This is a genomic window from Xenorhabdus lircayensis (assembly GCF_016306625.1).
Taxonomy (GTDB): Bacteria; Pseudomonadota; Gammaproteobacteria; order Enterobacterales; family Enterobacteriaceae; genus Xenorhabdus; species Xenorhabdus lircayensis.
In genome coordinates, this window is the sequence record NZ_JACOII010000046.1 from 19168 (window position 1) to 33000 (window position 13833).

A 13833-nucleotide genomic window follows, 5' to 3' on the forward strand; every position below is an offset into this window, starting at 1 on the left:
TTTTATTTTGTAAATATGAAGTTGTCCGGTAATATAATGTCACCGGACGTTTTAGAAATATATGTGATTTGCTTTTTAATTAAAAATGTAAGCTATTTCATGTTTAAAACCCATCCCAAGCGTCGTATTTATAATTATTATCTATGATTTCAAATTCTGCTCCCTTTAAATTAAGTGACTCAAATTTTTCTTTGAATACATGCGAACATACAGGCTTTGCCAGTTCCTGGCAAAAAAACAGATGTTGTGATATTCCTTCTTTAATGCAGAATTTATCAATTGTTTCATAATAAATTCTATCTAATCCACTGTCTTCTGGTGTTTCTAATTTACCAGTATATATATCTTTTGATATAGAGAAAACGGATTTATTCAAATCTAGTATAGATAAATAATCTGATAGGAAAAAAATGAAATATTGCTTTTGTGGGATTTTTTTTCTGTATAGCTGAATTTCAACGGGAACTGTTATGCAGTTTATTTTTAGCTCGTTGCATAATTTTAACATTTCTAGCGAAATTAGGCGGTCTTTAACAAAAAAATCACCATCAAGTTGGTAGGATTTAATTTTAATATTATATTTATCAGCTAATGTTTCTAAAGATGGAGGATTCTTATAAATATCATAATATGGTAATTCTGGACTCCACTCTTTATCCATAAAATCAGGTAATCCTACCCCATCAGGGGCATATTTAACAATGAAAAAATTATTTTCAGTATTAATCATATTAGTCTCCCAGTATTTGGATCAACTTTGAATAAGCCATTTTCTAAGCCTTTTCTAGCCCAATCTTGAATCTTTTTCACACCTAGTGCCAGCTGAATATCACTTAATTTATCAGCGTTCTCAGCAAGTTTAATAAGTTTTGCCTCTATTTGTGCAGTATATTTATTGTGGTTAGACCAGTGCCCAGGTAATCCAATTTTTCCGGCTAGTTCTTTTGTGCCAGGTAAAAATATTCCGTTAGATGCACCATCTCCGTTCCAGCCTATCTTTTTAATGTTGTCAAATATTTTCCCATACTCTTTATTTTTGATTAACTCCTCAGGAATAAGATGATGATTGGCCATACCATCACGGGCTTTTGCACCCATATTTCGCCCCAAAATACAACTAGATAAACCTAAGGGGTCGATCCAGCCTGTTGGATTTTGTACATAGGAGTATAGATTTTCTCCGCCTAAGAGCTTAATTGGATCGGGTGTTAGATATACACCCGCAACAGGTGAAAAATATCTGTACCGATTATAGACTAAACCACTCTCTCCATCGAGCCATTGACCGGCGAATTGCATTTCCGGGTTCAGTTCCGCATTTTCACCCGCTGCTTTCAGGCGCATGCCATACAGGCTCTGCGGTGGTTGACGCCAGACGCGATGACCTTGCGGGTCAAAAGCGCCAGCGGTTCGCCTGTCGGGGCACAGACGGCATACTGTGTTTGCACCTCGCCGGCCATCAGTTCAGTGCGGTTTTCCGGATTGGGTGTGAAGAACTGGATTTGCTGTGCCAGCAACTGCCAGCCATCAAAGACCAGATGGCGGATACTGTACAGCCGGTTATGACGGTATTCACGGATTTCTGCTGGTTGGTCGCCGTCCCACAGGTAGGTCGTCCGACTGCCGGATTGTTCGCAGACTTTCTCTGTGCGACGCCCGAAAGCATCATAGCGATAATCCCATTGCTGGCCACCCGGTGTCTGCACGCGGATAAGCTGGTTCTGGCTGTTCCAGCGGAACTTGGTCAGCTGGGGACGATGACCTTCCTGCCACAGCTGCATGGCGGTCATTCGCCCTGCATCATCGTATTCAAACAGATGCTGACCCGCCTGCCGCAGCCGGTGGCCTTTCTGGTAGAGCCGTTCGTTGTCAATATCGTGGCGACCGTCGAAACGGCGGGCGGGGTAGCCGCAGGCATCGTACTGATAATGCTCCCGCAGCTGGTCGCCGTCACTGACCGAGGTGACCTGACTGTTACCGTTGACGACATAGCGCAACCATTGTCGTTCATCATTGGCCGCCACCAGATTCAGTGCTGCATCGTAGCGATATTCCCGATCCAGCCCCGCCAGTGTCGGTTGGGGAATATCAGCCACTTCATGGGCAGCAAAAAACTCGGTGTTGCGGCCGGCTCGCTGCGCCGTCAGTTGCCCCATCAGGGCATGTTCCTGACGCAGGATAAAGCCCTTGTCTGACTGACGGTGCCATTCGTGCCCGTCCTCATCCCGCTCAAGCGTAAGTTGATGCTCACCACTGATACTGAGCAGGCTCAGTTCACCCACCTTATTGGCCTGTGTGCCCGTTTGCCAGCTTCGGCCATCGGGCGTGTGAAGGGTGCGTTCTGCCGTGGCGTTGTCGGGATACTCACGCCGGATTTCGCCATACGGCTGAATTTCTTTGACAAGGCGGCCTTTGTCATCGTATTCAAAAGTCAGCGGCTCCGCCTCCGGTGCTGTCACCACAAGCAGACGCCCCAGAATATCGTAGGCATAAGTGGTGGTGCCTTCCGGCGTGTGCATGGCGGTCATCTGCCCGGCGGCATCGTAGTCATAGCGGGTGACGTTATTCAGCGCATCCCGTTTTTCCGTGCAGTTGCCATTGCCGTCATAGGTATAATGCCACTGCGTGCCGGCGTAATCGGTCTCGGTTATCACTCGACCGTCGGCATCCAGTTGATAACGGTAGCTTTCCCCTTGCGGATTAATGACTTCGAGGAGTTGCAGGCTATCGAGATCATAACGGTACTGCCAGCGGTGACCTTCACCGTCAATCCGGCCGATCGGCAGGTCAAACGGCCCGTATTCAATTTGCCATTCCACACCCCGCGCGTCTGTCCATCGGGTGAGGTTGCCGTGGCGGTCATGACGGAAGCGCTCCAAACTGTTGTTGGGGCGGTCGCTTAAGGCGATGCGGTGATGGCGGTCGTATTCCCATAACCATAAAGCCCCGCCGCCCGATGACAACCGTTGTAACCGGTCATGGCTGTCGTAACCGAGCCGCAGGCTGCGGTTTTCTTCATCAAACAGCCGGGTCAGCCGCTGATGGTCATCGTATTCCCAGGTCCGCTGGTTGCCTTCGTCATCCTCAGCCTTCGTCACCAACCCGAACGCATTGCGGGTCAGGGTAGTTTTGCTGCCGTCAGGCGCAATAAAGCATTCGGCATGGCCTTTATCATCGTATTGCTGCCACCAGACCTGTCCCAGCGGATCGGTCATGCTGGCCAGCCGATCGTCGTCGTCATAGTGATACTGCCACACGGCGCCGCCGGCATCGGTAAATGTTGTGACCAGTCCGGTATCCGCCAGATAATCCAGCTGCAAGATTTGCCCTTCCGGCAGGATTTGCCGTTGCAGGTTGCCCCAGTCATCGTATTCATACCGGGTGACGTGACCGCACGGGGTTTCAACCTGAGTGACCTGCTGCTCGGCGTTATAATGCCAGGTGGTGGTATGGCCTTGTGGCGTGGTGGAGCGGGTGATACCGGGTTCATAGGTCAGCCGGACGGGGTAATAGCCGCCGCTGCCGACGCTTTCAACGCAGCGCCCTTGCGCATCATACACATAGTCCACCGAGGTCTGGTCACCGTCTGACCAGCGTTTAATCCATCCCTGTGCATTGTATTCATAGAACAGGTGGAATTGTTGGGCACTGTCGGCTTCCGCCAGCCAGCCATTGTCGTGATAGCCATAGCGCACCATCACGTCATTGAGACCATTGTCGCTGCGGCGAATGTCGGTCAGTAATCCGTCCTCACGATACAGTAATACCAGCTCCGGGCCGTCGCTGTGGGTGACCCGGTTTAGCTGGCCTTGCCCGTTGTAATGAAAATCAATGCTGTTATCGTTGCGGTCACGCAGGGCCGACAATGGCCAGCGCTGGGTGTCGGCGGTCGCTGAAATATCCGGCTGGGTAAAGTATTTTCTGACCGGCTGATTGCGCTCAGTCAGCATAAAGCCCTGTTGATGGCGGCTCAGCGTAAATTCCGGGTGCTCCGGGTTGATACTGTGGTCAACGCTCCGGGGCAGAGCGAAGTGCAGGGAAGCGCCTTCCAGCGTCAGGACTTCTATCCGGTCACCGGTCACGATGACCGCTTCGGAGAAGTTGTCCAGCCAGTTTTCACCCAGCAGACCCCGCAATCCCGGTGACCAGCTGCGGGTGAAGGTCAGGGGTATGGTTTGCCCCAGTTCAAATTCGGTACGCTGGTCAAACAGGCTGCCGGTGGTCACGTCTATCGGATCGCCTGAGAAGAATTTTTTGGTGGACTGGGTAAAACGTTTCACGCCTTTATTGGCTTTAAAAGCGGCTTTAGCACAGCTCAGGGTTTTGCCTTTCAGTACGTTGCCGGCTTTTTTGGCACCCAGCTTTACCCCGGCCAGCACCGCCTGTCGGCCGGTTTTGGTCATCAACTTACCGATGCCTTTTACCAACCCGCGTGTCGGGGGGACCAGAAATTCTACCGCCACCAATAACGCTCGTTGCCAGCCGGAGAACTCTTCTTCAATCTTTAGATAAGTTCCCTGACCGGAGCCGATGAAGACGGTGCTTGCACCGCCTTTGATGGCGGCACCACACACCAGTTTATCGCCAACCCGCGCCGCCGGCTGGTCGTTGATAAACACCGACTCACTGCCTTGCGCTATCAGGGGGGGAGCCGGGTGTTTGCTGCATGCCGCCATATCAACGGTAGCGCGTGCGGCGGGCATACCTTCAATGATGACGTTACCGGAACCACTACTCAACACCCCGTCCGGTGAGCCGAAGCTGTCAACAAAGTCCGAGACGGCCGAACTGGCTGCCGCAATGGCATCGCTGGCCAGATAGGTTAATCCACTGCCGGCGGCTGCCACCAGGAGGGTTGCGCCCAATCCGCCGGTGCCGGCTACCAGCAACCCCACCGCCCCGAAAATTGCAGCACCAATCAGGGCACCGGCCACCGCTCCCATCAGGGCACCAAAGAAACTCTTATGTTGGATGGGGTCACCTTGGCGTGCCGCTGCCGGTCCTCGGGCACCACCTCCGGGCGGCAAGGGCGGCCGGGCATGGGTGGCCCCGACCCGGGCAATCCGGGTAATTATTTCATCACCTAATCCCATATCGGCTTCTCCTTATGCCGCCTGAAAACTGCTCACCACGGCGAGTAAGGCGTCCCGTTGACCGCTGTTCATGGGCTGGGGGGACGTCAGGTTAAACGCCAGTAATTGGTGGCCCCGGATTTGCAGTACCACCGTCTGGTGCATTTCCCCTTCCGGGCTTTGCCATTGGTAATCCAGTCGCCACGCCATGTCACCGCTGAGTTCCATTTGCAGCCGCTGATGCTCCTGATAGCCCGGCAGGTGGGTCACAAATTGAGTCAGTGTCTGTTCATAATAGGTCTCTCTGTCAGTGCCTGCCGGCACCGGCGTGCGGTTAATCACCAGATTGACGCCGCTGTCATCCGGCAGCACAAAGACGTGCATTGATTCATCGCGCCAACCGGCGGGAATGTTTAAGGTACCTTCGTTCAACTGGTAAGGTTGTGCACTCATCATGTTTCCTTTTCGCTCTTTAGTTATCGCCGATGTTCAGTCTATGACCGAAAAATCCGTTTTAATCGGCTTCAATGTTGTTATTGTTTTGTCTGGCATCAATTCAGGGTAATGACGTCTTTTCCGTTAATAATGACAGTCTTACCGGTAATATGAATATTGCCGTCTGCATCAATTGAGATGCTCCCTTTGGTGTTGCCGAGGGTGATGCCGCTTTCAGTGGACTGAATGGTGATTTGCCCTTTGACACTGAGGACGCTGGTTTTTTCCACGGTGACCTGTCGTGTTCCGATACTGCTCACTTCCATGCCGATAACTTCTTTATGGCGGTCAGCCCGCACGCTGATGGCCTGATTGTGCCCGACACTTTCGGTATGGTCGTGCATCACGCGGGTACTGCGGTCGTTGAGCACCGTGGTATCCATATCCTTCTGCGCGTGCATTGACAGTTTTTCACTGCCTTTCGAGTCTTCAAACAGCAGCTCGTTATACCCTTCCCCTTTATGGGTTTTGGATCGGAACGCCATCTGGGTTTTACTGCCCGGCAAAGCCCCTGGGGGGATGTTGCTGGCGTGGTAAGTACGGCCGGTGACAATGGGCTGATCCGGGTCGCCGTGCAGGAAATCCACGACAACTTCCTGACCGATGCGCGGGATGGCGAGCATACCCCAGCCCTGACCGGCCCACGGTTGGCTGACGCGTATCCAGCAGGAGCTTTGGTCGTCGCTTTTGCCGTAGCGATCCCACGGGAATTGCAGGTGTACGCGACCATACTGGTCACAGAAAATCTCCTCCCCAGCAGGCCCCACCACTTTGGCAATCTGCGGGCCGTCAATGCTTGGTTTCGGTAGCGGAGTCGGCCGCCAGTGCTGGTTATGGCGGATAAAGCTGAACTGGCTGTGCAACGTGGTGCCGCTGCCGCCGGTAGCCGTTTCCAGGGCACCCGGTTGGTTGCCGGAGTGGCTTGCGCTCACGACTTGCCAGGGCTGGTTGAGATCCACCCGCGGGTGGTTGGTCAGAATGAACAGTTTCCCCGGTTGAATGGCAATCGCGTGACCGAGCCCCTGTCCGGTGATCGCATCGTTACGCAAGGCTTCCAGCCGATAGCGGGTAAAGGCCTTGCCGTGGGCTTCGTCTTTAAATCGGCCCGGGTAATCGTAATGTTCGTAATACTGTTCCTGTAGCTGTTCGTCCTTCATCTGCTCCCGAAATTCCGCTGGCCACGCCGGATTTTTGAAGGTGTAGTCTTTTAGCTCAACCTGTGCCGGGCGCACCTGTGCACTGCTGGTGAAACTGGTCACCGATGGCTCTCCAGTGGTACTGGCTTCCCCCGGCTGGTAGGGCAGCATGATACCCGGCGGCACGGAACCGGCATCGTCGGCGAATACCAGTGTGTTGCGCCCGTTGCCGCATTCGAAGAAATAGAAGATGCCTTCTTCCGCCGTCAGCCGTTGCAGAAAGGCAAAGTCACTTTCCTGATATTGAACGCAGAATTCCCGTTCCGGGTGCGGATGACGCAGGCTGAAGACCACATCGCGGATACCGTGTTCTTTCAGGATAGACGTGACAATGGTGGAAATGTCCTGCTGCTGAAAGATACGGGAGTTCTGACGCAGGGTGGTGCGCCACAGGTCGGGGAGGATACTCATCTGGTAGGTGGTTTGGTGCAACCCGGTGTTACCCTGTTCGAAGCGTGCCACCATGCCGGTGATGCTGCGTTGTTCAACGCCGTCCTGCAAAATGGTCAGGGTGGCGGAGCGATCCAGCACGGCCGGAAAGTCGATGGCAGGATCAGCACTTGCCAGTCCGACACTCAGGCTGAAGGGTTGGGAAAAACCTTCCGTCAGGGTGAAGTCAGTAACGACAAAGGTTTCTGGAGCCAGTCCCCCCGCCGTCAGGGTAAATTGCAGGCCACTCGGGGTAGATCCCCCCATCAGCTGCTGACCAGCTTTTTGCAGTGCCTTGGCGGCCCCGCTGTGTCCGGCCGCCGCTTGCTGAGCGAGGCCCTGACCGCCGAGTGGGCCGGCAAAACCGCCGGGTTTCATCAGGCTGCCTTTATCCATCATGCCAGCAGCACCGGTTCCACCCAGAACGCCTGCTGTTTGTTTCGCCAAGCCGGCAGCTTGCTTGCCTTTTTCCAGAAGGGAGTGCCCCTGCTGCAACTTCGTCAGGTGTTTTTTTATCGACATTGTTTCGTTTTCCTTATTTGTACTTGTTGTCCTCTATACCGTGTTCCACCGGGATCTCTTTGATTCACTTAACCTGGCATCCGGGTTGGTATTCCAGCTGAAAAATCAGGCTATTCAGGCACATCCTTTTTTTCTTATTATGCTGGGATGAGGCTACTTTGATCGACATGTTTTTCATTCCATCTATTACAGATGCTGTCAGGCGACCCATCCTGCTTGTTATTTTATCGGCATAAGCATGAATTTAATGAATGTAATGCCCTTCTTATCAACATTTGAGAAAAATCTTAGCAAGCTGGTGTATTTATTCTTCATTTTCAGAAAATCAATTAAACGCTGATTTTTTCCGTGGCTTTCTTCACGCTGGTCTGATGTTTTGCTTTCGGGAGAGTGATAATGAAAAAAACGGGTGTACTGTTCCTGATGGGATGGATGGTGTCTCTGTCCTCGGGGGCCAAAACGGTGGTGTACACTGACCGCCAGCACCCGCCGGTGAATCTGACACCGGACAGCCATGTGGTCTGGCTGGATGCGGCTGAACAGCATCAGAAAAAAACTTTCCCTCAACTTTCCGCTGATCCCCAGCAGGCAACCCTTCAGGCACAGGCTGTGCTGCAATCGCCCCAATGGCGTCAGCAGGAACAGCAGCTTATCAACGCTTATCGTGATGTTGTTGAAGCCTGGCAACGGGGTGTGCGTCAGTACCCGGCGGTGGTCTTTGATGATCGTGATGTGGTGTATGGCACCGCAGATGTGGCTAAAGCGGCGGCGCTCAGGGAGCAACACCAGCCATGAATTCGTCACGTATTGCTTTTCCTGTGTCTATCACACTGGTTGCGGCGTTTACGCCTGTCACACAAGCCGCCATCAATACTGCCCAAATCGTGGCAAGCAGCCTCTCACCCACCTGCATTCAGTGGCAGGTCAGTGGTATTTGTTATTGGCTGTTCTGTTCGTGGCATGGCTGCACGGTAAAAACCTCGGTCAAAGTGACTCATTTCCTGCCACAGACGGTGGTCTCCACCTATCATGGCCCCGGCGGCAACCCGTGGTCTGAAATGGCGCAAATCAGCTCCATATCCGGCGGGCTGGAAAATACGGTGACCAGCGCTTTATCTAACTTCACTACCGGCGGGGGCAATCATAATACTCAGGTTGCCGGAAAGCGCAGTACCCATCTGCGTTTCAAATACGCTGATGCTATCGGGCATCCCGCCACCACGCTGATAGGCGGGCAAATTCCGGGTTACTCCTGTAAAAGTGCAGCGACGCCACTGATGCCTTATTTCCTCAGCACGCTGGATACGGTGGCGTGGCGCAGCGGGTTGCCGGAGTCATTTTATCCAGAAGCCCTTATCCCTGGTCAGCGGGAACTGGGTAGCCAGATGCGTGGCAATATGTGGGGAAATCTCTACCCGCGTGCCGGTTTTGTTACGCAGGCGGATGAAGATAAAGCCTCGGCGGTGGTGGCGCAGCGGGTGGCAGACATCATTACCCGTACCGGGCAACCCCATGTCTATCAGCCGCTGACCGGGCAACGCCGTGACGGCTACTGGCCACCGCCGCCGGTGACGGAAAATACCGGCACGAAAAATCATCAGTGGCAGCGGTTATCGCCACAGTTAAGTCAGTCTTGTGCCGTGTTTCCTGACGGAACACATTCCGCTGCCATGAATGGCAATCAGGCGTATGCCTTGTGGCAACCCTACAGCTGTTGCAAACGGCGCGGGCAGCGTTTTCTCAGCAGTACGGATATTTGAATCAGGAGGTCGGATGACGACAAGAAACGCCTTATGGCTGGCTGTAGGCGCAATGATGCTTGCTCCGATACAGTCCCATGCCACCGGGCTGTCCCTCACCTTACCGCAGGTGAACCGAAGTGCTCTGGGCTATGGCGCAGAGGCCAGCGGGGCGATCTCCGATACGCTGTTTTATACGCTGGGTGGCGGCTCGGTGATTTCTGAGCCGGCCAGTCGCGGCGGTTCAACTATGCTGGCCGGTCTGGAGTTGGGTTGGAGTTCGGATTTGATGTGCGGCAATTTCGACCTGAAAACCACGATCAGCAATCAGCTTAATGGCATTACGGCGGGATTCAAGAACCTGATGAGTGATGTGGTTCAGGGGGCCACCGGAGCGGTTGCCAGTCTCCCTGCCATGATAATCCAGCGAGCCAATCCGGGGTTGTATGACATGCTGACCAACGGGGTATTGCAGGCCAATGTGGCGTTTGATAAAGCCCAGTTCAATTGTCAGAACATGGCGAAGAGAATGATGGATTTTGCGCAGAACAACAAATGGAGCCAATCAGCGGCGTTGCAGGAGTACAAAAATCAGGTTAACGGCGGGGATGGTGATGCTGTGCGTGTCAATAATGCCGGAACCAAAGCGACCGGAGCCAGCGGGCACTCGTGGATTGGCGGGCAACGACAAGGCGGGAAGGGACAGAATGCCATTCGTCCGACCCGTGATTTAGCCAGCGCCGGCTTTAATATGATGAATCAGCTGCCAGTACTGAGCCAGTCATCGGTCAGCCCCTTCAATTGCGAGGGCAGTGCCTGCCGTAAATTCAGCACGGCGCGGGAAGCAGCCGAGGCAGTGGTCAGCGTGCTGGGCGACCGGGCCATCCGGACCTGCGCGCAAGCCACTGAGTGTAGCAGCGGGGGGGGGGGGGGGGGGGNNCCCCCCCCCCCCCCCCCCCCGCAACACCAGCCGGGGACGACGGTCGCGGGAACGGGATTTGCCCCGATGCTGGAAGCCCATACCAAAACGAACACTGAACAACTGGTGAAACTGGTCAGCGGCACGGAGAAACCCACGCGGGCGAATCTCACCAAACTGAAAACCGGCAGTCTGGCCGTGACGCAAGGTGTCATTCAGGCGTTGCAGCGTGATCCCGATAAGGCCGCCCTGACAGCGCGTCTGGCGGGGGAGCTGGCCATGAGTGAGACCATTGAAACCGCGTTACTGATGCGCCGGATGCTGATCACCGGCATGTCCGAACCCAATGCGGCAGCACAATCGGAAGCACTGGCAGAAGGCGACCGCCGGATTGCCGCGCTGGACAGGGAAATTAATGCCCTGAAAAATGAAATGGAGTTGAAGCAGGCGCTTTCCCGTAATTCCATTCTGACCATTATTGAGCGGGATACCCAGCGTATTCACGCTCACTCGCAAAAACAGGTCGCGGACAGTCAGGATGCCCGTTTTTATCAGCTGGAAGCCCCCAACCGTGAGGGCAGGTAAGTTCGATGATGGCAAAAAAACGTGCAAGATTAAAACGAGGCATCGGATTATCACTGATTATCGCTTTGGCGATGGTGGTGACGTTAACTGCCGGCTGGGCAGGGATGAATTATCCCGAAACCCTGTCTGCCTTGAATCGCTGGCTGGAAAGGTATCAATCGCTTTGGCTGTTGTGGCGATTAAGCCTTTACGGCGGGCTGATCTGGGGCGGCCGGAAAATCTGGCAAAGAGTGAAACATCAGGCGGAATATCGCACAACGCTGAGGCGGATGATGGTGGTCAGCCTGTTGTTTATCCTGCTGGGTGAATACGCCCTGTCAGCCAGCCAGGGAAATGTGTCATGACCACGAACAGTTATCTGGAATATTTCCTGACCCTGCTCGGCTGGGTGGTGAATAATGGCCTGTGGCACATTCTGATAGCCACGGGGTTGTTTACTCTGCCGTTAGTGGTCAAAGTGATTGCCATTTGGCTGAAAGTGCGTGAATGCGGGGAGGAAGAAGGTCCCAATGGATTGCAGTCACTGGCCCGGCTTGAAAATACGCTTTACAGTGCGTTTTTCGTCATGGTGTTCTGCTGCGTGCCGCTGGTGAATGTCAGCTTCAGTACCCTCCAGTATGATACCGCCCGAACCAAAAGCTGTGGCACCTGGACACCCGGTGCGCCGGAGAACAGCGGTTATGCGCCGGTGATATCCAGCCTGAACAATCAAACGGCGGCAGTGCCGATTTGGTGGGCCGTGTTGCACCGGTTATCCAAAGGGGTGACGCAGGCTGCGGTGGCCGCCATTCCCTGTCGGCCGGATTTACGGCAACTGCGTTTTGACGTGCAGCATACCCGTATCAAGAGCCCGGCATTGGCGGCCGAGTTGCAGGATTTTACCCACGATTGTTATGCATTGGCGTTGTACCAGTGGCAACAACGCGATCCGGAACACACCAGCGATCCAATTATCCTGAATGATATCGGCTGGCTGGGCAGCCGTACATTTTTAGCCGGCGATTACCGGACGCTGCAATCGCGCACGCCCCGGGCTGATTTCCCATGGCAGGAGAGTCGAGACAACGGGCGACCTTATACCGGGCTGGGCGGCTATCCGAGCTGTCAGGTCTGGTGGTCAGCGGCCAACATCGGCCTGAAAGATCGGGTACTGGCGCAGGCCGATCCGGGGTTATGGTTGCGTCTGTCCGCGACACTGAAAATGTTAGGTAAAAACACGCCCGCTTATCAGGAAGCGGTGATCCGCCGTCTGGTCAGTCCGGTGAACCTGACGGTGTCTCAAGCCGGTCAGGTGTATGCCGGCTATGGGGGAAATGCCGATCCCACGCTGTGGGATGGCTCGACCCGGATAGGGGCCTCTGCCGGTGCATTGTTGGGGGGCTTACTGGCTTATCCGATGTTTGATGCGGTACGGCAGGCTCTGCCGATGATTCAGGCGGTGATTTTGATGGCGTTGTATATCTTAATCCCGTTGCTGCTGTTGGTGGCTGCGTATGAGTTTAAGACCGTGTTTACCCTGACTTGTGTGATTTTTGCGTTGAATTTCCTGACGTTCTGGTGGGAGCTGGCGCGCTGGCTGGACAGCCATTTGCTGGACGCCCTGTACGGCTCAGACACCCACAGCCTGTTTAATCTGGCGGGCATGCAGAACACGTCGGATGATTTAATCATGGGGCTGGTGATGGGCACGTTGTTTATTGTCCTGCCGATGGTCTGGCTGGGTGCGCTGGCTTGGGCCGGGGTGCGGATGGGTGACGTCGGTGGCCTGATGAGTCAGGGCGTGGGGCAAGTCAGGCAATCCGCTGGCATGTTTGGGCAGATGGTGATGCAGAAGATGATGTCAAAAGGAAAGTAGACAAACCCGTGTTTACAACGTCAAGGATACGCGGTTATCCCTGAATTGTCGTTTGGGTTTTAGGTCAATTTTCTATTTTTTTGTCTGTTTGATTTATTTATTATTGCCTCGTTAATGAAAGATAAAATAAAGATGTTTAACAAGATGGATAAATGAATCATTTAACGCCAATGCGTTATTGATTTAATTTATTCTATTTTAGAATGCAGGGGGATTTTATATTGGTTTTTGTGTCGTTATATTTTACGTCGGGATTTTAATACGCAATATTCATGAGCTGACTCACAAAAAAAATAATAAACTCATGCCATTTTATTTCATATGACATACACTGTAAACGCTGTAATATTTAACATGTTCTATATCAATAATGCCGTTTTAATGATAATAGACGATTTATAGAAGCCTCAGTGGTTGAAGCCATTGAGGCTTCGCCGTTTATTGCCATTAAATAAATGCGGGAAGATTCAACTTACCGATTTGGTTTAATTTTTTCGCTATTGAATTCATTATAAAAAGGATTAAATTGGAACGTCTTGAATATCGTCTGAAAAGGTTCAGGGAAAGTCATGCGTGATATTGATAAAAATCACAAAAATAAAAAAGTTAAAAAACAATCCGATCATTTTATTCCTTACAAAACGACGTATGATTTGCGGTTAACGAAAAGGGAACCTAATTTAATCAACATACTGATGCAAGTTCAGGGGTATGAATACGGCTTTTTTACGGTGTTAGGTGTCCGCCCTTTATCACAACGGGGTAACCCGAAAAGCACATCCATTTATGTCGTGCGGTGCCGGTGTGGTAAATATGCCGTCCGGTCACTCAGGGCCATCAGAAACCCGGCGAATATGAATGACATGTGTGAGCATTGTCGTCACCTGTACAACTTGAGACGCAGAAACTGCTTTCTTACTGAAGGGAAGGATGTGGATTTGTCAGAATTAACCGGTATTAACTATAAAAAGCCTTTAGACATTAAAGAATAAAGGAACGCTATTGCACTTGAGTATGAGCT

The 13833-nt window shown here is 52.8% G+C and carries 11 protein-coding genes; 6 read left to right on the plus strand and 5 right to left on the minus strand.

Translation table 11 applies throughout. The features are described 5' to 3' along the window. Positions 1-103: 103 nt before the first annotated feature. The 5 genes from H8A87_RS13780 to H8A87_RS13800 all read right to left on the minus strand — a co-directional run bounded on the left by H8A87_RS13780 (position 104) and on the right by H8A87_RS13800 (position 7714). The gene (locus H8A87_RS13780) at positions 104-730 is read right to left on the minus strand and encodes a hypothetical protein (protein WP_198690528.1); all 627 of its coding nucleotides are present in this window, start codon (positions 728-730) and stop codon (positions 104-106) included. After that, positions 727-1344, minus strand: a complete 618-nt coding sequence (locus H8A87_RS19940; protein ID WP_232370254.1) for an RHS repeat-associated core domain-containing protein — start codon at positions 1342-1344, stop codon at positions 727-729. The genes H8A87_RS13780 and H8A87_RS19940 overlap by 4 nt, the downstream gene beginning before the upstream one ends. Beyond that, entirely contained in the window at positions 1335-5093 is a 3759-nt protein-coding gene (locus H8A87_RS13790; protein WP_232370255.1) for a PAAR domain-containing protein, read from the minus strand. Before H8A87_RS13790 ends, H8A87_RS19940 begins: the two co-directional genes overlap by 10 nt. A 12-nt stretch (positions 5094-5105) precedes the next feature. Beyond that, entirely contained in the window at positions 5106-5525 is a 420-nt protein-coding gene (locus H8A87_RS13795; protein WP_198690550.1) for a DUF1795 domain-containing protein, read from the minus strand. Between the two features lie 98 nt (positions 5526-5623). Then, positions 5624-7714, minus strand: a complete 2091-nt coding sequence (locus tag H8A87_RS13800; RefSeq protein WP_198690529.1) for a type VI secretion system Vgr family protein — start codon at positions 7712-7714, stop codon at positions 5624-5626. Between the two features lie 396 nt (positions 7715-8110). On the opposite strand from H8A87_RS13800, the gene H8A87_RS13805 reads away from it, so the two are divergent. The 6 genes from H8A87_RS13805 (at position 8111) to H8A87_RS13830 (ending at position 13804) form a co-directional block, all read left to right on the plus strand. After that, on the plus strand, positions 8111-8509 hold the full coding sequence (locus H8A87_RS13805; RefSeq protein WP_198690530.1) for a TIGR03757 family integrating conjugative element protein: 399 nt from the start codon (positions 8111-8113) through the stop codon (positions 8507-8509). Next, on the plus strand, positions 8506-9474 hold the full coding sequence (locus tag H8A87_RS13810) for a TIGR03756 family integrating conjugative element protein (protein WP_198690531.1): 969 nt from the start codon (positions 8506-8508) through the stop codon (positions 9472-9474). The genes H8A87_RS13805 and H8A87_RS13810 overlap by 4 nt, the downstream gene beginning before the upstream one ends. A 52-nt stretch (positions 9475-9526) precedes the next feature. Next, positions 9527-10957 (plus strand): integrating conjugative element protein, encoded by a 1431-nt coding sequence (locus H8A87_RS13815; protein ID WP_232370258.1) that lies wholly within the window; start codon positions 9527-9529, stop codon positions 10955-10957. A gap of 5 nt (positions 10958-10962) precedes the next feature. Next, on the plus strand, positions 10963-11301 hold the full coding sequence (locus H8A87_RS13820) for a hypothetical protein (protein WP_232370256.1): 339 nt from the start codon (positions 10963-10965) through the stop codon (positions 11299-11301). Further along, complete coding sequence (locus H8A87_RS13825) at positions 11298-12812, plus strand: conjugal transfer protein TraG N-terminal domain-containing protein (RefSeq protein WP_198690533.1); 1515 nt, start codon at positions 11298-11300, stop codon at positions 12810-12812. Before H8A87_RS13820 ends, H8A87_RS13825 begins: the two co-directional genes overlap by 4 nt. Before the next feature lie 569 nt (positions 12813-13381). Further along, positions 13382-13804 (plus strand): hypothetical protein, encoded by a 423-nt coding sequence (locus tag H8A87_RS13830; protein WP_198690534.1) that lies wholly within the window; start codon positions 13382-13384, stop codon positions 13802-13804. Positions 13805-13833 lie beyond the last annotated feature (29 nt).